This is a genomic window from Candidatus Binataceae bacterium (assembly GCA_035508495.1).
In the GTDB taxonomy this organism is placed as follows: Bacteria; Desulfobacterota; Binatia; order Binatales; family Binataceae; genus JASHPB01.
The window spans coordinates 14,450-35,155 of record DATJMX010000063.1 but is presented as its reverse complement, the minus strand read 5'-3'; the positions used below and the strand labels follow the sequence as shown (position 1 = coordinate 35,155).

Here is a 20,706-nt window from a genome sequence, read left to right as displayed (position 1 = left end):
TGGAGCGCTATTGCCATGGCCGTTATCGCAATCAATCAGCAACTCGGAAGCGCCGGTATCCAGGTGGGCGAAGCCGCCGCGGCGAAGCTGGGCTGCCGATTCGTCACCGGCGACCAGCTAATTGCGGCGACTGCAGAGCGGTTCGATGTCAGCGCCGACCAGATGCGCATCTTCGATATTCATACTCCCCACTTCTGGGAGCGCGGCAAGTCCGAGACGCCGCGCTATCTTGCCTTCTTCAGGGCAGTGCTCTTGAAGGAGCTGTGCGGCGCTCCCGCCGTCGTCGTCGGCCGCTCGGTCGCGTTCATGCTGCCGCAATCGCCCTGCACGCTGCGCGCGCGCGTGATTGCGCCGCTGCAATCGCGGGTCGCGCGAGTGATGGCGGAAGAACAGCTCACCCAAAGCGCAGCCGAAAAGAAAACGCTGCACTACGATGGCGAGGTCAAAGCGCGAATCCAGAGCCTCTACAACCTCGACATCGATGACTCCGCGAATTACGACCTCGTGCTCAAGAATGCGCAGCATCCAATTTCAGTGATAGCCGATACGATTGCGGCTGCGGCAGCAGCGATCGATGCGGCCGGCGACACTGCCGCGCCCCGGCGTTTGCATGACGCCGCGATCGCGGCCCAGGTCCATGCCGCGCTCTTTGCGCATCCCAAGATCCAGGACGCGCAGATCGTCGTGGGATGCTCCGAAGGGCGCGTCAACATCAGCGGTCCGGGCCTCGTACCGCCGTGGGACGAGCTCGTAATCGCAGTTGCCCGCTCAGTCGAGGGCGTCGCTGCGGTCGAGGTCGGGGCAGAAGCCGCGGTCATTCCAGACCCGCCGGGCTGATTCAGGCCTGAAAGCCCAAAGACTGAATCCCTCGCGCCGTTCCATCGTACATATTCAATGGACGAAGTCTCGTGCTCGAAGCCAGCACAATTCCGCGGCAGGACCGCTCGCTTCACGTCCTGAACCGGCTTGCCTTCGGGCCACGGCCGGGCGATCTGGAGCGCGTCGACTCGGTCGGCGCCGACAGGTGGGTTCAGCAGCAACTGCATCCCGAATCCATCGAGATTCCTCAGGTTTTCATCGACCAGATCCGCACCTACTCGACACTACACATGAGCCCGGTCGATCTGTTCGTCGAATATCAGAAGCCCCTGATGCAGGCGCGGCGCGAGGCGAAGCAGGCGGGCGGCGACAAGGCCGATCTCAAGGGCGCGACCAAGGACGAGCGCTTAAAGGAGCGGGTCGTGATGCGCGAGGCGGTCGAGGCGCGGCTCTATCGCGCGATTTTCGGCCCGCGCCAGCTCCAGGAAGTGATGACCGCGTTCTGGTTCAATCACTTTAATATCTTTGCCGGCAAAGGCCTCGACATGGTCTGGACGGGTGCTTTCGAGGAGCAGGCGATTCGCCCGCATACGATGGGCCGGTTTCGCGATTTGCTTGGCGCGACTGCGCATCATCCGGCGATGCTCTTCTACCTCGACAACTGGCAGAACACCGCGCCCAACAGTCCGGGCGCCAAGGGCAAGTTCGACGGTATCAATGAAAACTACGCGCGCGAGCTGATGGAGCTGCATACGCTCGGCGTCAATGGCGGCTACTCGCAGCAGGACGTTATCGCGCTCGCGCATATCCTCACGGGATGGGGGCTGCCTCCGGGACGTGGCGGCGGAGGCGGTGGCGGTGGCATGCGGCGCGCGCAGACGGATCAGCAGATGTTTCCGCCGGGCTTGATGCCGCGCGGCTTCGGCTTCTTATTCCGGCGCCGGCAGATGGCGCGCGAGGGGCAGATGCCTGCGCGTGTTGATCCAAGCGGCTTTCACTTCGACGCATCGCGACACGATCCGGGCCCCAAGTATTTCCTCGGGCAGACGATCGAGGGCGCAGGCGAGCATGAGGGCGAAGAAGCGCTCGACATCCTGGCGCGCAGCCCGCAGACGGCCAAGCATCTGAGTTTTCAGCTCGCGCAATATTTTGTCGCCGATAATCCTCCGCCGGCTCTCGTGCATAGGATGTCGCAGCGCTACCTCGCGACCGACGGCGACATCCGGGCCGTGCTCGAGTTGATGTTCACCAGCAGTGAATTCTGGGATCCGCGCTACTATGCGGCGAAGTTCAAGACGCCGTATGAGTACGTGGTTTCGTCAGTGCGGGCGACAGCCGTTCCGGTTATCAATTTTCGTCCGCTCTACGGCACGATTCAGCTTCTTGGGATGCCGCTTTACGGATGCCAGACGCCGAACGGCTACGACATGACGCAGGAAGCGTGGCTCAATCCCGATGCGATGATGACGCGGCTCAGCTTTGCGACCGCGCTCGCCAATGGCAACTTGCCGCTGCTCAATCCTCCCTTCGAAGAGGAGGACGGCGCGTCGGGGCCGAGCGTCGTGTCGAAGAATGGGCGCTACAAGGGGGTTAACTTCGGTGGCGCGAACCACGTGAAGATGGATCCGGTCGATCCCGCGGCGGTTACCTCCGCGATGGGCGGCGGGCTCTCGCCAAACACTGCGAATGCGGTCGAGACCGCGCCGCCACAGCTGCGCGCGGCGCTCGTACTCGGCAGTCCGGAATTTATGAAGCGCTAGTTTTCGAGGCGCCTGAGCCATGGAACCAATCGACGAAAAGGAACTCGAAGAAATCGGATGCGGTGGGTGCGCGCCGCGCGTCGAGCAGCCGCTCAGCCGCCGCGCCTTCTTGCGCCGTACCGCGATTCTCTCGGCATCGGGAATCGTGCTGCTGAGCAGATCCGCGTGGGCCGCGCGCACTCTCGATTCGTCGGGACCGCGGCGCCGGCTGGTCGTCGTTTTCCTGCGCGGTGCCGTCGATGGGCTCAACGTCGTCGTTCCTCACGGCGAATCCGCTTATTACGACGCGCGCCCGACGATCGCGGTGGGCCGCACTGGAGGGCAGGGCGGTGTCGTCGATCTCGACGGCTACTTCGGGCTTCACCCTGCGCTCGCCGCGATGGAAGGTCCGTGGAAGGACGGCACGCTCGCGTTCGTGCATGCGTGCGGGTCGCCGGATCCGACGCGATCGCACTTCGACGCTCAGGATTACATGGAAAGCGGCACGCCTGGCATCAAATCGACGCAGGATGGGTGGCTCAATCGCGCCCTCGGCCAGATGCCGGGTGCGCACGCGCCGACCGATGCGATCAGCCTGGGGCCTACTGTGCCGCGAATTCTCGAAGGCCGCGTGGCGGTCGCCAATATCCAGAGCGGACGTGCGGCGATGCGTCCGATGCCGCTCGATCGGCCGGTGGTCGAGAGCGCTTTCGATCGGCTCTATATCGGCAGCGATCCTTTGAGCCGCGCCTATCGCGAGGGGCGCGAAGCTCGGCAGCGCTTGACGGCTGAGCTCGCGCAGGACATGGCTGAGGCCAACAACGGCGCGCCCTCGCCGCAGGGATTTTCCGATGACACGGATCGCCTCGCGCGGCTGATTCAACGCGACCCGACGATCCGCGTCGCATTCATGGCGCTCGGCGGATGGGACACGCACGTCAGCGAAGGCGCGGGCAACGGCCAGCTCGCCGGGCATCTCAAGCCTTTAGGCGACGGGCTTTCGAGCTTCGCCAAGGCGCTCGGGCCCGCCTACCAAGAGACCGTTATCGTCGTGATCTCGGAGTTCGGCCGCACGATGCATGAGAACGGCAATGGCGGGACCGATCACGGGCACGGCAACGTGATGTGGGTGATGGGCGGACCGGTGCGCGGCGGCAAGGTTTACGGTCGCTGGCCGGGTTTGTCCACTGGCAGTTTATACCAGGAGCGGGACCTCGCGGTGACGACGGATTTTCGCGAACCGCTGAGCGTCGTGCTGCGCGAGCATATGGGCTTGCAGCCGCCGCAACTTGCCGCGGTGTTCCCGGATGCGCCGCGCACGCAGGGTAACGTTTCGGGATTGCTCAGGGCGTAAGGGGCTACGATTTTCTACCGATAACGAGCGGCTCGACGAGCGTTAGCCTTCGATCTCGCGCGCTGGCCGCGATTTCAGCCAGTATCTTGTCAACGATCGGATGGTCCGACGGTTCCATCACGGGGAACCATCGGATGCGAATCCATTCATCGACATCCTGCCACGTGATCGTAAACGGTGCGTCGCGCTGCTCGAAGCGTAGACCGACGCGCGCGAACGTCGCTCGATAGCGATCGTTCTCGCTCTGGGTCTCGACGCCGCGGCGCACGCGGCGGAACACGAGCTGCGCGAACTGCTCGTAGCGCTCGGCGCCAAGCAGCCGTTCGATTTCGCGGCGCGCGATACTGTCGCCGGGCAGCGTGGCGATGAGCATTCCGTTCGCGCGCAGGCAGCGGGATATCTCGCCGACAGCACTATCGAGCTCGGGGATAAACGGCAGGACGTGGCTGCAGAACACGATATCGAAGCTCTCGTCGTCGAGTGGCAGCGCGGTCACGTCAGCGCGTACGAAAGCGTTGACGGAGGGCGCGCGCTCGCGAGCTTCGAGCAACATGTCGAATGTGAGATCGGCGCCGGCGAGCCCGTGCGCGCCGCGAATCCTGGCAAACTCGGCGAGGTAGTTGCCGTTGCCGCATCCGAGGTCGAGGACTGCGCCCGCATCGCGGATCTCAGCGGCGATCGCATCGACGACCGCGCGGCGGCGCGCCTCGTAGTAGCGTCCATCGCCATACGTTCCGGCCAGGCGTGTGAAGTACTCCGCAGTGCGCCGACGATCGCCCCGCACCGGCGAAGATGGAGCGTCATCGGCCATCGCCACCCCTTAACGTCGGGCGATTGAACGTTAGATTGGAATTGGACCCAGGGCAGGGCTGAGCAGCAAGCCGACGTCGACTACCTGCGCGACTTGCGGGCCCGCTTGCCGCGCGGTTTCGGCATCGCAACCGGCATCGGCTCGAAATCGAGCGCGCCAAGCTGCCCTCGTTCCCATTTTTCGATCGCGCCACGACTGAACCGCCATGCGCTTCCGACTCTGAAGCCAGGAATGCGCCCCTCACGCAGTAAACGGTAGATCGTGGTAGGATGGACGCGCAAATGCGTCGCAAGCTCCGCAATCGTCAGGATTTCCCCATTCGACTCCATCGCAATTCTCCCCCGCGACGGTAAATCTTCAGCCAATCCCAACAACAGATTGAATGCTGATGCTAAAACCAACATCCAGACTTCATGGCATTCGACCGGATGTCAATACGTGCACAAGTCAACCCTGCATTATTAAATAGTCTAAGCGCGCGCGAGCGTCTATAAGCGAGGGTTTGTGGAAAACAATCTTGTCCCGCTTGGACTCGCGCACTCAGAAAGTTGTTCTGTGATGACAAAATCAACGGAGGATGTCCTAAATGGCCTTTGAAACGCTCGACGTGAAATCCGACGGCGCCATCGTATGGCTCACCCTTAACCGCCCTCACAATCTGAATGCGCTCAGCGCACAAATGGTCACCGACCTCGAGCAGTTCCTGCGCCAGATGCATTCCGACCCCAAGGCCCGCGTCGTGATCATGCGCGGCGCAGGCCGCGGGTTCTGCGCCGGTCTTGATTTGAAAGAACAGAATCGAGGCGGCACCGAGCTCGGATCCTCGACGACCGGCACGATCGAGACTCAGCGCCGGATGAGCGACCTGGTCGTTGCGATTCGGCGCTTGCCGCAGCCGTTTATCGCGGCAGTGCGTGGACCCGCGGCCGGCGGAGGATTTGCGCTGTCGCTCGCGTGCGACGTGAGAATTGCCGGCGAGTCGGCGCGGTTCAACGCCGCGTTTATCAGGATAGGTCTCACCGCCTGCGACATGGGCGTGAGCTATCACCTGCCGCGCGCGGTCGGCAGCTCTGTAGCCTACGAGCTGATGCTGACTGGCAGATTCATCAACGCGCAGCGCGCGCTTGCGACCGGGCTGGTATCGGAACTGGTGCCCGACGATCAGCTCGATGAAGCCGCGGGCAAGCTCGCCCAGGAGATGTGCGAAACGTCGCCGCTGGGACTCCGCCTGACGAAGGATTGCCTCGCGATGGCGATCGATGCGGGCAGCCTCGAGCAGGCGATCGCGATCGAAGATCGCAATCAGACGCTATGCGTGCGCGCCGGTTATATCACCGAGGGAGCGCGAGCGTTTCTGGAAAAGCGCAAGCCGCGCTACGCCGAACGGGCGTAGCCAATGAACAGTTAGCGGGAGGCGACCAGGGTCCGGGTCGACAAACGCGCGCCGACGATCTCGTCCTCGCCATCGCGATAGACGCGGACTTCGACGCGATCGCCAGGCGTGCAGTGCGAGATACCGCTGTCGAGCGTGCGGCCGTCCGCAATCGTCTGGCCATTGAACTCGCGGATGATATCGCCGCGCTTGATGCCGGCCTTGTCGGCGGGCGATCCCGGGATTACGTTCGTAACCACGGCGCCCCAGATATTGGGATTGTTGGTCGCGATCGCGCCGAGATACGCGGGTCCACTGGCCTGAAGCAGATTCGGATGCATGAAGTGGACTTCGCGCACGCCTTCGACATGGCGCGCGATCTTTTTGATCTTCGCCACTTCATCGAGACTGTAAACGTCGCCGGCGAGGTAAACTCTACCGCTCGAGCCGGCTGACACGCCGATGTCCGGGAAGGCGTGCATCCGCAGCGCATCCTTCACGTCGCCTTCGATGACCGCAGGCTCGACGTTGTAGGAAACGGGCTCGATTTCCCTGGGCGGAACCACGACGAACATCGCGATCGCGTCGGAGTCGTTCTGCGCCTGGAGCGCGATCGTATCAGTCAATTCGACCGAACGTTCCGTGCGCGTATCGAGGTCGCGCCGCGCGCTTTCGATCATTGCATGTGAATGAGCACGGAACCCGGCTATGCCATAGCCAACGATCCCCACGGCAAGAATCGAAGCCGCGATTGCGCGATACGGCCATCGGTGGCGCCGCGTGAGGGGAACTTCGCCGCGCGCGGCTGCATCTTCATCGGCCGCGAGGCGTTCGATTTCTTCCCACGAAAGCGGCTTGCCGTGGAGGTAGGCGACGATGTCCTTGGAGTCTTGTGCGGCCTCGAGCGCGTACATTTCCTGCTCGCGAGCCAGCTCCGCCGGATCGAGTGCGCGCGTCAGCGCGTGGCTGGCGCTGCCTGAGAGGCCGCCGCGATACAGGGTAAGTTTGCCGGTAGGGTTGCTTCGCGCCACGCCCTTTCCTCCGGTGCGCGCGGAACCGTCGCGAGGTAGCTCGCGGATTACAGTTCCACGATCGTCAGATTTGCCGCCTTTGCCAGACATCGTTGGAAACTCGGGCGTCGAAGATCTGGCCGAGGAGACGCCTCACCATTCCATTTAGCAGGAACGCGAAGTGGTCGCTAACATTCGAGCGCAGAAAATTACGGTCGGGCTGGGATTGCCAGCCGTAAACAGCGAGAGCTCTATATTGCCTCGCTTACCGCGTCTTCGCGCTGTGTGGGTGCAGGTCGCACACTCATCGGTGTGTAGTGACGTAATCCCTCGCCGATATAGACCTGCCGCGGACGCGCGATCTTCTGCTCCGGATCGCGAACCATCTCGGCCCACTGCGCGAGCCATCCCGAAGTGCGCGCGATCGCGAAAAGCACCGGGAACATCTCCATCGGGAATCCCATCGCCTGGTAGATGATCCCCGAATAGAAATCGACATTGGGATAGAGCCGGCGCTTGATGAAATAGTCGTCCTCGAGCGCGATTCGCTCCAGCTCGAGCGCGAGATCGATAAGCGGGCTCTTGCCGGTGACTTCGAAAACTTCGTAGGCGAGCTTTTTGATTATCTTGGCGCGCGGGTCGTAATTCTTGTAGACGCGATGGCCGAAGCCGTCGAGCTTGCGCTCGCCGTTTTTGACCGCCTTGATCATCGCGGGAATCTTGTCCTTGGATCCGATCGAGGTGAGCATCCGGATCGCCGCCTCGTTCGCTCCGCCGTGCAGCGGACCATAGAGCGCGGCCGTCGCCGCGGCCGTCGCCGAGTATGGATCGGGCTGCGAGCTGCCGACCGAGCGCATCGCGTTCGCCGAGCAATTCTGCTCGTGATCGGCATGCAGGATGAATAGCACATCGAGGGCGTGCTCGAGCGTCGGGTTCGGCTTGTACTGCACCTCTGTCATCTTGAACAGCATCGACAGGAAGTTGCCCGTGTAGCTGAGGTCGTTGTCCGGATAGACGTAGGGCAGGCCCTTCACGTGCCGATACGCCCATGCGGCGAGGGTCGGCATCTTGCCGATCAAGCGCCGAGTCTGAAGGCGGCGCGATTCCAGATCGTGGATCTGTGCTGCATCAGGATAGAACGTTGACATCGCACCGACAGTCGAAACGAGCATCCCCATCGGATGTGCGTCATAGCGGAAGCCTTCCAGGAAGCCCTTGATGTTCTCGTGGACCATCGTGTGGATCTTGATGTTGCGCTCCCAGCGCGCGAAGTGCTCCTTGTCGGGCAGTTCGCCCTTGACGATCAGATACGCGGTTTCGAGGTAACTGCTCTTCTCCGCGAGCTCCTCGATCGGATAGCCGCGGTAGCGCAGGATGCCCTTGTCGCCGTCGATAAACGTGATACGGCTGCGGCACGAGGCGGTGTTGGTGAAAGCCGGGTCATAGGCCATCAGGCCGAAGTCATCGTCCTTGACCCGGATCTGGCGCAGGTCGTTGGCGCGGATCACGTCGCCTTCCTCGACTTGAATCTCGTATTGTTTGCCCGTGCGATTGTCGGTGATCGTCAACGTGTTCTTTGCCATCGTCGTTTCCTACGTCCAAAAAATTGTTGAGTCGGGACCTACAGATGCCGCCGCTGCCGCTTCGCGCCACGTCCCCACAACTCCACGCAAGCGAACACCCATGCCGTTCAACATAAATACAGTAGACTCGATTTCATGTCCAAGGGTACGGCGCAGGTTGTCCGCATCCTGTCGCTCGCGTACAACCATGCGCCATGGCAGGCTGAGTCGCGCCCCCCGCGACGGCGGCTCCTCGCAGTCAAAATCAGATGATCGATAAAATCATGACCGGCCTTTCGGCCTTTATAATCGCGACCATCGCGACACTTGGTTACGGCGGCGTCGTGCTGATGATGGCGATCGAAAGCGCATGCATCCCGCTGCCGAGCGAGGTGATCATGCCGTTCTCCGGCTACCTCGTATCGACCGGGCGCTTCGGGCTTCAGGGCGTCGCGATCGCAGGCGCATTCGGATGCCTGCTCGGCTCGTATGTCGCGTACTACGTCGGCGCGAGCGGCGGGCGATGGTTTCTCGAGCGTTACGGCAAATGGCTGCTGATCGCGCCGCATGAGCTGGAAATCGCCGACCGTTTTTTCGAGCGATGGGGCCCGCACGCGGTGTTCACGAGCCGCCTCCTCCCGGTAGTTCGCACCTTCATCGCGTTTCCCGCGGGAGTATCGCGGATGAGCCTCGTGCCGTTCACGATTTACACGCTGCTCGGCTCATATCTATGGTGCCTCTTGCTCGCGTTCGCAGGGATGAAGCTCGGGCAGAACTGGCAATCACTCGCGCCATACTTCCATCGCTTTGACGGCGTGATCGCGGCGCTGTTGGTCGCGGGCGCCGCGGCCGTGCTCTATAATCGAATCAAAGGCGTGATGTCGGCGCCGAAGATCGCGCGTGACTGAAACCGAGGCGCAGATGGCAGATCAGCAGCATCCGAATCCGGACGAGCTCGAAGAAGTGTTCACCGCTATCGATCCGATGCAGGCGGGGATGGCGCGCGACTACCTGGTCGCCGAAGGCATCGAAGTGTTCGTGACCGACGAAGAATCCTCGCGGATGCTGGGAACGACGGCCGCAATACCGTCGCGCCTGATGGTCCACGCCGACGACATCGAGGAAGCCCGCCGCATCCTGACCGATCTGGGTTTCATCGAAAAAGAAGAGCAGTAGAACCCCCCGCCGCTGATATTGATGAGTTAACTGGCTGTCACTGCGCGGCGCGGACTGCCTGGATGAATGCCTTTACCGCTGCGATGTCTTTGCGGCCTCTTTGACTTGGAAGATCGGTCTTGGTGAACGAATCGACGGCCCACGGATGTACGGCGCGGATTGCGTCTTCCACGTTCTCGGCTGCCAGGCCGCCCGCCAGCACGACCGGAATGCGTGAGCGCTCGACGACGCGTTTGCTGATGGTCCAGTCGTGCGGCTTGCCGGTTCCTCCCGATGACGCCGCGCCCGCGTAAGTATCGAGCAAGATATAGTCGGTCGCTTGCTGATAAATGTCAGCCCAGCGGATCGCCTCGGGACCTTTGACGCCGATCGTGCGCATCACCTTGATCGGCGCGATCTGCTCACGGATTTCGTCGCATTCTTCGGGCGAGACCACGGCCGCCGCGATATGCAGGATCTGCGGCTGCACCGCTTCCGCCATCGCGCAGATCTCGTCCGGATCGGTACGCGTCGTGAGCGCAACTCCGATCGCGCGCGGCGATACGGCGCGCAGCACCTCGCGCGCCGTTCGCGCGTCGATACCTTCTGGCACCGCCGCGGAATCCGCCACCACCACCCCAATCAGATCCGCGCCCGCGTCGGCCACCGCGACAGCGTCGGCCACTGATGTGAGGCTGTAGATTTGAACTTTCACGATGCGGCGCGCATGCTCCGCGTGCGCTTTCAACGATAGCGTATGGCCCCTACTGGAAGCCAAACTGCCGCTTCACTATCTTTCGAGCAGACTCACAGGTGGCGCGGAGTGGCTTCGCGATGGCTCTCAAATGGTGGCAGCGGGCGGTCTTCTATCAGATCTATCCACGCTCGTTTGCGGATTCGAACGGCGACGGCATCGGCGATCTCGACGGCATCACGGCGCGGCTCGACTACCTCAATGACGGCACGCCGCGCTCGCTCGGTATCGACGCGATCTGGTTGAATCCGATCAACCCCTCGCCGCTGCGCGATTGGGGCTACGATGTCAGCGACTACTGCGGCATCCATCCCGATCTCGGAGATATGGCGAGCTTCGATCGCCTGCTGCGCGAGGCCCATCGCCGCGGCATCCGCGTGATCGTCGATCTGGTGCCGAACCACACTTCGGATCAGCATCCGTGGTTCGTCCAAGCGCGCGCATCGCGCTCGAATCCGCAGCACGACTGGTACATCTGGAAGGACGGCACGCCCGATCGCGCCCCCAACAACTGGCAAAGCTCGTTCGGCGGCCCGGCGTGGAAGTTCGATGAACGCACGCGCGAGTATTATCTGCATCTGTTTCTCGACCAGCAGCCCGATCTCAACTACCGCAATCGCGAAGTCGTCGCGGCGATGCACGACGTGCTCAAGTTCTGGCTCGATCGCGGCGCCGACGGATTTCGAATCGACGTCGTTGCGCAGATGGTCAAGGACGCGCAGTTCCGCGACAATCCGATGCGCACCGAGCCCGATCCCGACATCCCCTGGTATGCCGCCGGCACGCAGATTCCGCTGCACAGCACCGACCAGCCCGAGGTTCACGACGTTATCCGCGGCTTCCGCCGCGTCTCCGACAGCTTCGAGGATCGCGTGCTTGTCGGCGAGACATGGCCGATCGAGCAAACTGGGCTGGCCGATTACCTGCGCGCCGACGAATTGCATCTCGCCTTCAATTTTCGCTTCGTGCTCGCCCGCTATATGGCAAGCCGCTTCCGCGACGCGATCGCAACCACGCATCGCACGTTCGGCGCGGCGGCATGGCCGACCTGGACGCTTTCCAATCACGATTTTCCGCGCCACATCACGCGCTATGCGCGCGGCGGCGACGCGCAATCCCGGGCTCGCGTCGCCGTCACGATGCTCATGACGCTGCGCGGCACGCCGTTCATTTACTACGGCGAGGAGATCGGTATGCCGGACGCCAAGGTGGCCGCGGAGCGCAAGCGCGATCCCGTGGGACGCGACGGCTGCCGCTCGCCGATGCAATGGTCTGATGCGGCCAATGGCGGTTTCAGCTTTGCTGCTGAGACGTGGTTGCCGAGCGGCGACTATCGGACCGTGAATGTCGAACAGCAGATGAACGACGATCGTTCGATGCTGTCGCTCTACCGCCGCCTCATCAGAATGCGGCGCGAGCTGCCCGCGCTGAACGAAGGCGGCTTCCGGCTCGAAGCGAGCGCGCCCGACGAGTGCCTCGTGTTCCATCGCGAGGCGCCGGGCCAGCATCTGCTGATCGCGCTGAATTTTGTTGCCGAGCCGCGGACGATCTCAGCCAGCGGCAGGATCATTTTCAGCACCGATGCGAGTCGCGCCGGAGAAAAGATCGCCGGAGGCTGTCAGCTCTCCGGCGACGAAGCGGTCATTGTCGAGTTGGATTGAGCGGCGAGCGTTAGCGTTCCGCGTCCGACATCTTCTGCGCTTCTTCGCGCATCTTCGCCAGCCTCTGATCGGTAGGCTCGAGCGCATCCTTGGACTTGTCGGTCTGCGCGACTTCGCGGGCGCGCTCGGTAGGCAATTCGCCGTCAACTTTCTTGAGCGCCTCGTTGGCCAGCCGCCGCACCATCTGGCTCTGATCCTCGTCGCTCACGCGGCGAAGCAGCGGCGCGCATTGATCGCTGCCGATCTCGCCCAACGCAAACACCGCGGTGCCGCGCGCTTTTTCATCCTGGTCTTCGGCCATGTACTGCATGATCGGAACGGTGCCCTGGCTATCGCCGATTCTGCCCAGCGCCGCTACCAGATGCAGCTTGACGATCGGTTCGGTCGAGCGCAGGAACAGCATCTGCGACATCTGCGTCACTGATGCATTGCACTCGCGCGCGCCGAGAATGTCGATCGCTTTCATCTTCACGCGGATGTCCGGATCCGCCATCGATTGCATCAGGATCGGATCGACTTCAGGATCGCGCAGATTGCGCAGCTTGATGAGCTCTGAAACACGCACGTTGGGGTCGGCGTCTTTAAGGCCGAGCTTTACGTCCTTGATGATCTTGAACGGTGTCTCCTGCGCGGCTTGGGACGCGATGTCATCGACACCGGGGCGCACTTGCCCCTGGTGCGACATCGCATTGCTCGACATCGCGCTGCCTAGCCCCTGGCCGCCATACTGAAACTGAGCCAATGCCGCGCGAGGTGTGACCAGAGCGGCGGCCGCAATCGCAGCGCACCCCAACCAATAGCTGCCCTTGATCATTTGCTGATCCTCCGCAAACGGTAAAATTATTCGCGATGATTTGTGGGATTGCAAGAAAACCTGCTGCCCTAATATCGGCATTCATGCGCCATACTGGGATTTTATGCGCAATTTGCTTGATGTTTTTGGCCGCGAACCTGTTTCTCGGCAGCGCTGGCGTGGCGAGTGTGATCGCCTCAGGCGCTCGCCGCGATGCGAGATCGCCCCGGTCTGCAGCGACGCCCAATGCGTTGCCACCTAAAATTCAGGCGCAGGTCCCCGTCTATCCGCCTGGCACGATGCCCTACCATGAAGGCGAGCAGTTCGTTTTCCAGGCCTCATGGATCGGCATTCCCGCAGCCGAGGCGCGCTTTAAGATCCGCACCAGCCGCGCCAACGATTCGCACTGGATCGCCGAGGGCTGGGTCCAGACCAATCAATTCGCCGACATCTTCTTCAAGATGCGCGACTATGTCCGCGAGGATGTCATCAAGCAAAGCCTCGCGCCCAACCAGATGTACATCCTGCAACGCGAGAACCAGCGGCACGACGAATACGTCGTCGATTTCAACCGGCCGTCGAGTGTCGTTACGATCACAAAACGCAATCACAAGGGCAGCTTCTCGCGCGAGTTCGTCTCCGACAACGGCTTCGGCATGATCTCTGGCGGCCTGATGGCGCTGTCGCAGCCGCTCGAGGCCGGCAAGACCTATAACTTCGACGTCTTCAGCGGGACAGAGCGCTACGTGTTTTCGTTCGACGTGACCGCGCGCGAGCACGTCCATCTGCCGCTCGGCGAGTTCGACGCGTGGCGGATCGTGCCCGACGTTCTCTACTGGAGCGACGGCAATTTAAAGGGCCAGGGCCGCGATACGATCCTGTGGGTCTCGGCGGACAGCCGCCGTCTGCCGCTCAGGATTCAATCGGCGACCTTTATCGGAGTCGTGCGCGCCGATCTGATCGAAGTCGATGACGGCCACGTGATGCGCGCGCAGTAGCGCTGGATAAGCGCCCGCGCTCTCTGGCATGCTCGCGAACATCGAACGCCCGCACGGAGAAAACCGCGATGCCGAAGAAGCTCGAATTTTTTTACGACTGCTCGAGTCCGTGGACCTATCTCGCCTTCACGAAGATCGAGGAAGTGGCCACGCGCCACGGCGCGAATCTAGTCTGGAAGCCGATTCTCGTCGGTGGTCTCTTCAACACCGTTAATCCTTCGGTCTATGAATCGCGCCAGAAGCCCCTTCCGGTTAAGGCGAAATACTACGTCAAGGATCTGCAGGACTGGGCCCGCTTTTATGGAATCAAGATCGGCAACCCGAGCGTGTTCCCGGTCAACTCGGTGAAGGCGATGCGCGGGGCGTTCGTCGCGCACGAGCACGGGATCATTTCACGCTACTCGCGGCGCGTCTTCGAGAGCTACTGGGGCGACGACCAGGACATCAGCAAGGACGACGTGCTGCGCGCGATCGTGCGCGAAGTTGGCCTCGACGAAAAAGAGTATTTCGAGAAAATCGCGACGCCCGAATACAAGGACAAGCTCAAGGCCAACACCGACGAAGTGATGAATCGTGGCGGGTTCGGCTCGCCCACGATGTTCGTCGAGGGCTCGATGTTCTTCGGCAACGATCGCATGCCGCTCGTCGAGTGGGAACTATCGAAGTGAGCGTGCGCTGGAGCGAGGGCGGCGGCGCGCGGATGCATTCGCGCGACGACTTTCCGCCGCACGACGCTGAGAGCGTTCGCGCGTTCATCGCGGTTCGCATGAGCGCGCGCGTCGAGGATGAGATCGCGGGCGCAATCTCGGAGCTCGCGCGCGCGTCCGAGGGCGTAAAGTGGGTGCGGCGCGAGAATCTGCACGTCACGCTCAAGTTTCTCGGCGCCGCGGTGAATCCGCGCAAACTCGAGCCGCTGGCCGAGGCACTGCACGACGTGGCGGCGAGCACTACCGAGTTCGATACTCTCGCGCGCGGCGCCGGCGGGTTTCCAAATCTCGATCGCCCGCGCGTGGTGTGGGTCGGACTGCACGGCGTCGAGCCGGGGACGCTCGCCGCACTCGCCTCCCGCGTCGAAGGTGCGGCCGCGGACTGCGGCTTCGAGCGCGAGCGCAAACGCTGGACGGGCCATCTCACCATCGGCCGCGTGCGTGACGATCGCCACGTCGGCGGTCTGCGCGCCGCCGCTACTGCGATGCGCGATCGCGAATTCGGGATCTCGAAGATCGAATCGCTGACGCTCTACCGCAGCCATCTCGGCGACCAAGTCTCGCGCTACGAACCGCTTGCAACCTTCCTCCTGAAACATCGCGACTAGCCACTTCTGATGAAGGGCGCTGGCTTCTTCGCCGGTCTGAAATCCGACCTCTTGAATTACGGATTGCAATAGAGTAATTGCAAATAGTAATAGGAACCCGCAGCGATGAAGCTGGGCGAAAAACTTCGCTATCTGCGCCTCCTCGAAGGCACGTTGCGCGGCCTTGGCCGCGAGATGAGTCAGCAGGATCTGGTCCGCGCGCTCAAGGGCGAGCTCGGTGCCGGGCTCAGCCAGTCCTATCTCTCGCAGATCGAAAGCGGCGCGCGGCCGCATCTGACCAACGCTTCGCGCATGATGCTGGCCCGCTTCTTCAAGGTGCACCCCGGCTACCTCGTCGACGATCCCGAGGGCTACCACACCGAACTTACCAGCGACCTCCGCGCGACAGACGATCGTCTTGACCTGTGGTTGATTGGCGGTGCGGAGCAGTTTTCAGGCGACGCCGACGTTAGCCGCGCGCTGCTCGCGCTCGCCAGGCATCGCGATACCCGCAGGTGCCTGGTGCTGATGGGCGCGATCCTCGAGGCCCCCGAGCTGCTCGATCGCCTGGCCGACGTGCTGATGCCCGAGCCTAAAGCAGCGGATAGCCACAACGGTGCGCACCCAAAACGAACGAGAGCAAAGTCATGACCTGGTCAGCCTTTTATCTCGCCTGCTTTCTGATCGGTGTGTCGCTGAGCCTGCTGGCATTCGCCGGCGGCAGCATTCATCTCCCGCATCTTCATCTGCATCTGCCCCACGGCGCGCATGCCGGTCTCCCGCACGCTCATGCCGGCGGTGCGGGGCACGGCGGGGAATTTCCGGTTATCAATTTCGCGACGGTGACGGTGTTCCTGGCGTGGTTCGGCGGCACTGGTTACCTGCTGACGCGCCATTCGACGCTGGTCGTCGCGATCGTGATGCTGTTTGCGATCGCGATCGGACTCGTGGGCTCGGCGATCGTCTTCAACTTCATCGTGAGACTTTTGCTGCCGCACGATCGCGCCCTCGATCCAGCCGACTACGAGCGCGTCGGTGTGATCGGACGGATCATCAGCCCGATCCGCGAAGGCGGCACCGGCGAGATGATCTTCTCGCAGGCTGGCACGCGAAATACGTGCGGCGCGCGCAGCGAGGACGGTCACGCGCTGCCGCGCGACACCGAAGTCGTAGTGACGCGCTATGAGCACGGAATTGCGTACGTCCAGCGCTGGGAAGATTTCGCACGCGACGATGACGCTCGCGCTGAAAAGTAACTCTGCTGAGGCCCCGGGCTTCAGCCGGTCGATATGACTGAGAGTCAAGTTAAGGGTGGAATATGCCAAGCATACCAAGTGACGTTCTCGTGATCGTGATCACCGCAGTCGCCGCGATGCTGTTGATAATGGCGGTGTTCGCGAAACTCTACCGCAAGGCCGGACCGCATGAAGCGCTGGTGGTATATGGCTTTCGCGGTACCCGCGTCGTGAAGGGCCACGGCACGGTGATCCTGCCGATGATCGAAAATTGCCGCGACCTGTCGCTCGAATTGATGTCGTTCGACGTGGCGCCGCAGCAGGATCTCTACACCAAGCAGGGCGTCGCGGTGACGGTCGAAGCCGTCGCGCAAATCAAGGTCAAATCCGATCCGGAATCGATCCTGACCGCCGCCGAGCAGTTCCTCACCAAGCCTGCGCCCGATCGCGAGGCGCTCATCCGGCTCGTGATGGAGGGCCATCTGCGCGGCATCATCGGCCAGCTCACGGTCGAGGAGATCGTCAAGCAGCCCGAGATGGTCGCCGATCGGATGCGCTCCACCTGCGCCGACGACATGAACAAGATGGGCCTCGAGGTGATCTCGTTCACGATCAAGGAAGTGCGCGACAAGAACGAATACATCACCAACATGGGCCGCCCCGATATCGCGCGGATCAAGCGCGATGCCGACGTCGCCGCGGCCGAAGCGGAACGCGATACGGCGATCAAGCGCGCGAACGCGCTGCGCGAGTCGGCAATCGCCAAAGCGCAGGCTGACCAGGAACGCGTCGCGGCGGAAACAGCTTCGATGGCGCGGCAGGCCGAGGCGCAGCGCGATCTCGACGTTAAGCGCGCAACTTACAATGAGCTGATCAAGCGTCAGCAGGCGCAGGCCGACAAGGCCTACGAGATCCAGTCCAACGTGATGCAGCAGCAGGTGATCGCCGAGGCGGTCAAGGTGCAGCAGGTCGAAAAGGAACAGCAAGTCAAAGTGCAGGAGGCCGAAATTCTGCGCCGCGAGAAGGAGCTCATTGCGACCGTGCTCAAAGGGGCTGAGATCGAGCGCCAGCGCATCCAAACGCTCGCCGAGGCCGAGAAATCCAAGATCATGGTCGAGGCGGAAGGCCACGCGAGCGCGATTCGCGCCCAGGGCGAGGCGGAAGCCGAGATCATCTTCAAGAAGGGCGACGCCGAAGCGCGCGCGATGAACGTCAAGGCCGAAGCCTACCAGGAATACAACCAGGCCGCCGTGCTCGACAAACTTCTCACCAACATGCCCGAGGTCGTGAGGGCGCTCGCGAGCCCGCTGCAGAAGGTCGATCGCATCACGGTGGTATCCACAGGCAATGGCGATTCGGTCGGGCTGCACAAGGTGACGGGCGACATCGCACAGATGGCGGCGCAGGTGCCGGCGCTGTTCGAAGCGCTCTCCGGAATGCAGATGTCCGAGCTGCTCGGCAAGGTGAAGACGCTCAAGGGCACCACGCATGGCGAATCGCAACTGAAGGAAAGCGTCGACCCCAAGACGAATGGCGGCGGTAACTGAGGAATTTTCAGAGCGAGCGTTCCCTACGCTCACTCGCAGTCAAGGAGTTTAGTCATGGCGTTGTTGGATAGAGTTGCCACGTTGCTGCGAGCGAATCTCAACGACCTGCTCGACCAGGCCGAGAACCCGGAGAAGATGCTGAAGCAGGTCATTATCGACATGGAAAACCAGTTCATCCAGGTCAAGACGCAGACCGCGATGGCGCTGACCGACCTGCATCTGCTGGAGAAGAAGAAAAAAGAGAGCGCCGCGAAGCATCTGGAATGGATGAAAAAGGCCGAGCTCGCGGTCGAAAAACACGACGACGAGCTGGCGCGCGCCGCGCTCGAGCGCGCGATGAGCTTCGAGCAGCTGGCAGCCAACTTCGACGAGCAGATCGCCGATCAGGAGGCACAGGTCGACGCGCTCAAAGCGGCGCTCAAGAAACTCGACCTCAAGCTCGCCGAAGCCCGCGCCAAAGTCGATCTGCTGATCGTCGAGCATCGCCGTTCGCGCACCGCGCGCCGCACCGCCAACTCGCAACAACTACCCAACGGCGACAACCGCACCTTCGAGCGTATGCGCTCAAAAATCGCCCGCGAAGGCGCCCTCGCCGCAGCCGATCGCGAGCTGACCAACGACAGCCTCGACGCGCGCCTGGACGCCCTGGAGCGCAATCAAAAAATCAACACGCTACTGAATGAGCTGAAAGCCAAAAAAGGCCTGACCGCATAAAGCTCGCGCCGTGATTTGGAAATAGCCTCACCCGCGCGTCACGGCGCTTGCTAAGAAAGACAGCAAGCGCCGCGCCGCGCGACCTCTACCGCTTTGCGGGCGAGGTTGTTCAATTCGGTTCGCACTGCTTCAGCATCTGGTTGGTAGGTGGGCGGGATCATGAGTGAATCGAACTGGCCTATTAGACGACTTCATGCGATGGATGACACGCAAATCGAACAACTCGCCGATCTGTTGATCGACTGCGTCGAAGGCGGAGCCTCCGTGAGCTTCATGCATCCGCTGTCGCGCGAGCGGGCGGTGGCATTCTGGCGGAACGTCGCGGTGGGAGTCGCCGCCGGTGAGCGGGCGTTGCTGGTCGCCGAAGATGACTCGGGGATCTGCGGCACTGTCCAATTGACTTTGGATCTGCCTGAAAACCAGCCGCATCGCGCGGATCTATCAAAAATGCTGGTGCGTCGCCGCGCGCGGCGCCAAGGGCTCGGCGCCGCTCTGATGCGGGCGGCCGAAGCTACGGCGCGCGAGTGCGGCCGAACGTTGTTGGTCCTCGATGCCGTTACTGGCGGCGACGGCGCCCGCCTCTACGAGCGCCTCGGATGGCATCGTGTCGGCGACATCCCGAACTACGCGCTGATGCCGCAAGGCGGCTTCTGCAGCACGACCTACTTCTATCGCGACCTTAACGCCTAGTTGGTGCGCTGCTTCGAGCCGGGAGCGGGCCGTGGATCGACTATCTGGCGGCCCGTCGGGCGCACTTCCAGCGTACAGCCGAATAGGGAATCGTCGCGGACCAGGAGCGCTACGGCGTCGGCGATTTCTTCGGGCTGAATAATCTTCGAGGGCATCCAGCTTTTCACGCCGGCCCTGGTTGCCGCTTCGAGGCCGCGGCGCACGAGCGGAGTGTCCACGATTCCGGGGCATACGCAGTTCACGCGGATGTTGCGCTCGGCGGACCAGTGCGCGAGCGAATGCGTGAAGTTGACGACGCCGCCTTTCGCAGCGCCATAAACGGCGTCCTGCCGATGCGGGTACAGCCCTGCCATCGAGGCCGTGTTGATGATCACGCCGCCGCCCTGCTTCTGCATGATGGGAGCGGCGAGACCGGTGCCGAGCACAACCGCCTGCAAATCGATTTCGATCACGAGATGCCATCGCTCGGGCGGCGCGTCGGGATAACCCGGCGTGCCGGTTCCGATTCCGGCGTTGTTGTGCAGGATGTCGAGGCGGCCGAACTTCGATACGGCAAGCTCGAACATCTTGCGCGCGTCGTCGAGCTTCGTCACATCGGCGCGGATGAATGCGGCTTTGCCGCCCGCGGCCTCGATGCGTTTGACCGTTTCCGCGCCGCCCGCCGCGTCGAGGTCGGCGACGACGATCGCTGCGCCGTCATGCGCCAGGCGCTCCGAAACCGCGCGTCCGATTCCCGATCCGCCGCCCGTGATGACACCGACTTTGCCGCGAATTTCCATCTCGCACCGAACCTCCGACTGAGTGCCGCTAGCCTACTCGACCAACTATCACGCCGACAATCAGTCCGATCAGCACGTACGCGGTGAACGCGACGTACGGATAGTCACGCTCTTTAATGAAGAAGAAGAAGCAGAACGCGACGCGCACCAGCGGCACCAGCGTCAGGACGAAGAGCCCGAGCGTCAGCACCGCGTGAGGCTGCCCAGCGACGATGCGATCCATCAGGCCCTGGAATTTTTCCTTGCCGAACAGATGGCCCTGTTGAACAGCGTTGTAACGCTCGACGTAGTAATCGGGCGAGTAGGTATAGGTCAGGACCAGCCCGCCGAGGAGCACGATCACCGCCGCGATCAGAATCGTGCGCAGCAGGATCGGCGTCCAGACGCGGAGGACTTTGTCTTCTTCGGCGTTCGACATC

The 20,706-nt window shown here is 62.4% G+C and carries 23 protein-coding genes; 15 read left to right on the top strand and 8 right to left on the bottom strand.

All coding sequences use genetic code 11. The features are described from left to right. The first annotated feature begins 15 nt into the window (after positions 1-15). The 3 genes from VMA09_19105 to VMA09_19095 all read left to right on the top strand — a co-directional run bounded on the left by VMA09_19105 (position 16) and on the right by VMA09_19095 (position 3,912). Entirely contained in the window at positions 16-837 is an 822-nt protein-coding gene (locus tag VMA09_19105; protein ID HUA35728.1) for a cytidylate kinase-like family protein, read from the top strand. A gap of 71 nt (positions 838-908) precedes the next feature. Beyond that, on the top strand, positions 909-2,579 hold the full coding sequence (locus tag VMA09_19100; GenBank protein HUA35727.1) for a DUF1800 domain-containing protein: 1,671 nt from the start codon (positions 909-911) through the stop codon (positions 2,577-2,579). A 19-nt stretch (positions 2,580-2,598) separates the two neighbouring features. Beyond that, positions 2,599-3,912 (top strand): DUF1501 domain-containing protein, encoded by a 1,314-nt coding sequence (locus VMA09_19095; protein ID HUA35726.1) that lies wholly within the window; start codon positions 2,599-2,601, stop codon positions 3,910-3,912. A 4-nt stretch (positions 3,913-3,916) separates the two neighbouring features. Here VMA09_19095 and VMA09_19090 read toward each other — a convergent pair whose 3' ends face one another. Then, positions 3,917-4,723: a class I SAM-dependent methyltransferase gene (locus tag VMA09_19090; GenBank protein ID HUA35725.1), complete on the bottom strand. Its 807-nt coding sequence runs from the start codon at positions 4,721-4,723 to the stop codon at positions 3,917-3,919. Between the two features lie 80 nt (positions 4,724-4,803). Further along, positions 4,804-5,052 carry a helix-turn-helix domain-containing protein gene (locus VMA09_19085; protein HUA35724.1) on the bottom strand — a complete coding sequence of 83 codons (249 nt, stop codon included), beginning with the start codon at positions 5,050-5,052 and terminating at the stop codon, positions 4,804-4,806. 257 nt (positions 5,053-5,309) lie between these two features. Between VMA09_19085 and VMA09_19080 the strand changes: the two genes are divergently transcribed. Continuing rightward, positions 5,310-6,116 carry an enoyl-CoA hydratase/isomerase family protein gene (locus VMA09_19080; protein HUA35723.1) on the top strand — a complete coding sequence of 269 codons (807 nt, stop codon included), beginning with the start codon at positions 5,310-5,312 and terminating at the stop codon, positions 6,114-6,116. Positions 6,117-6,127: 11 nt separating this feature from the next. Here the strand turns inward: VMA09_19080 and VMA09_19075 are convergent, their stop codons facing one another. Continuing rightward, entirely contained in the window at positions 6,128-7,126 is a 999-nt protein-coding gene (locus VMA09_19075) for a PDZ domain-containing protein (GenBank protein HUA35722.1), read from the bottom strand. A 230-nt stretch (positions 7,127-7,356) separates the two neighbouring features. Continuing rightward, a complete protein-coding gene (locus VMA09_19070) occupies positions 7,357-8,688 on the bottom strand; it encodes a citrate synthase (GenBank protein HUA35721.1) in 1,332 nt (443 codons plus the stop codon). Between the two features lie 248 nt (positions 8,689-8,936). Here VMA09_19070 and VMA09_19065 point away from each other — a divergent pair, with 248 nt between their 5' ends. Further along, positions 8,937-9,575 carry a DedA family protein gene (locus VMA09_19065; GenBank protein ID HUA35720.1) on the top strand — a complete coding sequence of 213 codons (639 nt, stop codon included), beginning with the start codon at positions 8,937-8,939 and terminating at the stop codon, positions 9,573-9,575. A gap of 13 nt (positions 9,576-9,588) precedes the next feature. Continuing rightward, positions 9,589-9,843 carry a DUF2007 domain-containing protein gene (locus tag VMA09_19060; protein HUA35719.1) on the top strand — a complete coding sequence of 85 codons (255 nt, stop codon included), beginning with the start codon at positions 9,589-9,591 and terminating at the stop codon, positions 9,841-9,843. Between the two features lie 37 nt (positions 9,844-9,880). Here VMA09_19060 and VMA09_19055 read toward each other — a convergent pair whose 3' ends face one another. Continuing rightward, on the bottom strand, positions 9,881-10,570 hold the full coding sequence (locus VMA09_19055; protein ID HUA35718.1) for a phosphoribosylanthranilate isomerase: 690 nt from the start codon (positions 10,568-10,570) through the stop codon (positions 9,881-9,883). Positions 10,571-10,656: 86 nt separating this feature from the next. Between VMA09_19055 and VMA09_19050 the strand changes: the two genes are divergently transcribed. Then, positions 10,657-12,237: an alpha-amylase family glycosyl hydrolase gene (locus VMA09_19050; protein ID HUA35717.1), complete on the top strand. Its 1,581-nt coding sequence runs from the start codon at positions 10,657-10,659 to the stop codon at positions 12,235-12,237. A 10-nt stretch (positions 12,238-12,247) separates the two neighbouring features. On the opposite strand, the gene VMA09_19045 is transcribed toward VMA09_19050, so the two are convergent. Beyond that, entirely contained in the window at positions 12,248-13,051 is an 804-nt protein-coding gene (locus tag VMA09_19045) for a HEAT repeat domain-containing protein (protein HUA35716.1), read from the bottom strand. Between the two features lie 230 nt (positions 13,052-13,281). Here VMA09_19045 and VMA09_19040 point away from each other — a divergent pair, with 230 nt between their 5' ends. From VMA09_19040 to VMA09_19005, 8 genes are all read left to right on the top strand, one after another. Then, positions 13,282-14,028 carry a DUF3108 domain-containing protein gene (locus VMA09_19040; protein HUA35715.1) on the top strand — a complete coding sequence of 249 codons (747 nt, stop codon included), beginning with the start codon at positions 13,282-13,284 and terminating at the stop codon, positions 14,026-14,028. Between the two features lie 68 nt (positions 14,029-14,096). Further along, on the top strand, positions 14,097-14,696 hold the full coding sequence (locus VMA09_19035; protein HUA35714.1) for a 2-hydroxychromene-2-carboxylate isomerase: 600 nt from the start codon (positions 14,097-14,099) through the stop codon (positions 14,694-14,696). Beyond that, positions 14,693-15,343, top strand: a complete 651-nt coding sequence (gene thpR / locus VMA09_19030; GenBank protein HUA35713.1) for an RNA 2',3'-cyclic phosphodiesterase — start codon at positions 14,693-14,695, stop codon at positions 15,341-15,343. The genes VMA09_19035 and thpR overlap by 4 nt, the downstream gene beginning before the upstream one ends. 105 nt (positions 15,344-15,448) lie before the next feature. Continuing rightward, positions 15,449-15,973, top strand: coding sequence for a helix-turn-helix transcriptional regulator (locus tag VMA09_19025; GenBank protein HUA35712.1), 525 nt, complete (start codon positions 15,449-15,451; stop codon positions 15,971-15,973). Then, positions 15,970-16,578: a hypothetical protein gene (locus VMA09_19020; protein HUA35711.1), complete on the top strand. Its 609-nt coding sequence runs from the start codon at positions 15,970-15,972 to the stop codon at positions 16,576-16,578. The genes VMA09_19025 and VMA09_19020 overlap by 4 nt, the downstream gene beginning before the upstream one ends. A 62-nt stretch (positions 16,579-16,640) precedes the next feature. Beyond that, positions 16,641-18,104 carry an SPFH domain-containing protein gene (locus VMA09_19015; protein ID HUA35710.1) on the top strand — a complete coding sequence of 488 codons (1,464 nt, stop codon included), beginning with the start codon at positions 16,641-16,643 and terminating at the stop codon, positions 18,102-18,104. A 54-nt stretch (positions 18,105-18,158) separates the two neighbouring features. Beyond that, positions 18,159-18,818: a PspA/IM30 family protein gene (locus VMA09_19010; GenBank protein ID HUA35709.1), complete on the top strand. Its 660-nt coding sequence runs from the start codon at positions 18,159-18,161 to the stop codon at positions 18,816-18,818. 198 nt (positions 18,819-19,016) lie between these two features. Further along, the gene (locus VMA09_19005) at positions 19,017-19,508 is read left to right on the top strand and encodes a GNAT family N-acetyltransferase (GenBank protein HUA35708.1); all 492 of its coding nucleotides are present in this window, start codon (positions 19,017-19,019) and stop codon (positions 19,506-19,508) included. Here the strand turns inward: VMA09_19005 and VMA09_19000 are convergent. Both VMA09_19000 and VMA09_18995 read right to left on the bottom strand, forming a co-directional pair. Then, positions 19,505-20,287 (bottom strand): SDR family oxidoreductase, encoded by a 783-nt coding sequence (locus VMA09_19000; protein ID HUA35707.1) that lies wholly within the window; start codon positions 20,285-20,287, stop codon positions 19,505-19,507. The genes VMA09_19005 and VMA09_19000 overlap by 4 nt on opposite strands. 28 nt (positions 20,288-20,315) lie before the next feature. Further along, the gene (locus VMA09_18995; protein ID HUA35706.1) at positions 20,316-20,705 is read right to left on the bottom strand and encodes a DUF1634 domain-containing protein; all 390 of its coding nucleotides are present in this window, start codon (positions 20,703-20,705) and stop codon (positions 20,316-20,318) included. Position 20,706 lies beyond the last annotated feature (1 nt).

Coding starts and splice junctions, on each gene's coding strand:
- VMA09_18995 (HUA35706.1), bottom strand. CDS start 20,705: ATGTCGAACGCCGAAGAAGACAAAGTCCTCCGCGTCTGGACGCCGATC.
- VMA09_19070 (HUA35721.1), bottom strand. CDS start 8,688: ATGGCAAAGAACACGTTGACGATCACCGACAATCGCACGGGCAAACAA.
- VMA09_19105 (HUA35728.1), top strand. CDS start 16: ATGGCCGTTATCGCAATCAATCAGCAACTCGGAAGCGCCGGTATCCAG.
- VMA09_19015 (HUA35710.1), top strand. CDS start 16,641: ATGCCAAGCATACCAAGTGACGTTCTCGTGATCGTGATCACCGCAGTC.
- VMA09_19010 (HUA35709.1), top strand. CDS start 18,159: ATGGCGTTGTTGGATAGAGTTGCCACGTTGCTGCGAGCGAATCTCAAC.
- VMA09_19085 (HUA35724.1), bottom strand. CDS start 5,052: ATGGAGTCGAATGGGGAAATCCTGACGATTGCGGAGCTTGCGACGCAT.
- VMA09_19000 (HUA35707.1), bottom strand. CDS start 20,287: ATGGAAATTCGCGGCAAAGTCGGTGTCATCACGGGCGGCGGATCGGGA.
- VMA09_19050 (HUA35717.1), top strand. CDS start 10,657: ATGGCTCTCAAATGGTGGCAGCGGGCGGTCTTCTATCAGATCTATCCA.
- VMA09_19005 (HUA35708.1), top strand. CDS start 19,017: ATGGATGACACGCAAATCGAACAACTCGCCGATCTGTTGATCGACTGC.
- VMA09_19045 (HUA35716.1), bottom strand. CDS start 13,051: ATGATCAAGGGCAGCTATTGGTTGGGGTGCGCTGCGATTGCGGCCGCC.
- VMA09_19060 (HUA35719.1), top strand. CDS start 9,589: ATGGCAGATCAGCAGCATCCGAATCCGGACGAGCTCGAAGAAGTGTTC.
- VMA09_19035 (HUA35714.1), top strand. CDS start 14,097: ATGCCGAAGAAGCTCGAATTTTTTTACGACTGCTCGAGTCCGTGGACC.
- VMA09_19095 (HUA35726.1), top strand. CDS start 2,599: ATGGAACCAATCGACGAAAAGGAACTCGAAGAAATCGGATGCGGTGGG.
- VMA09_19065 (HUA35720.1), top strand. CDS start 8,937: ATGATCGATAAAATCATGACCGGCCTTTCGGCCTTTATAATCGCGACC.
- VMA09_19080 (HUA35723.1), top strand. CDS start 5,310: ATGGCCTTTGAAACGCTCGACGTGAAATCCGACGGCGCCATCGTATGG.
- VMA09_19025 (HUA35712.1), top strand. CDS start 15,449: ATGAAGCTGGGCGAAAAACTTCGCTATCTGCGCCTCCTCGAAGGCACG.
- VMA09_19020 (HUA35711.1), top strand. CDS start 15,970: ATGACCTGGTCAGCCTTTTATCTCGCCTGCTTTCTGATCGGTGTGTCG.
- VMA09_19090 (HUA35725.1), bottom strand. CDS start 4,723: ATGGCCGATGACGCTCCATCTTCGCCGGTGCGGGGCGATCGTCGGCGC.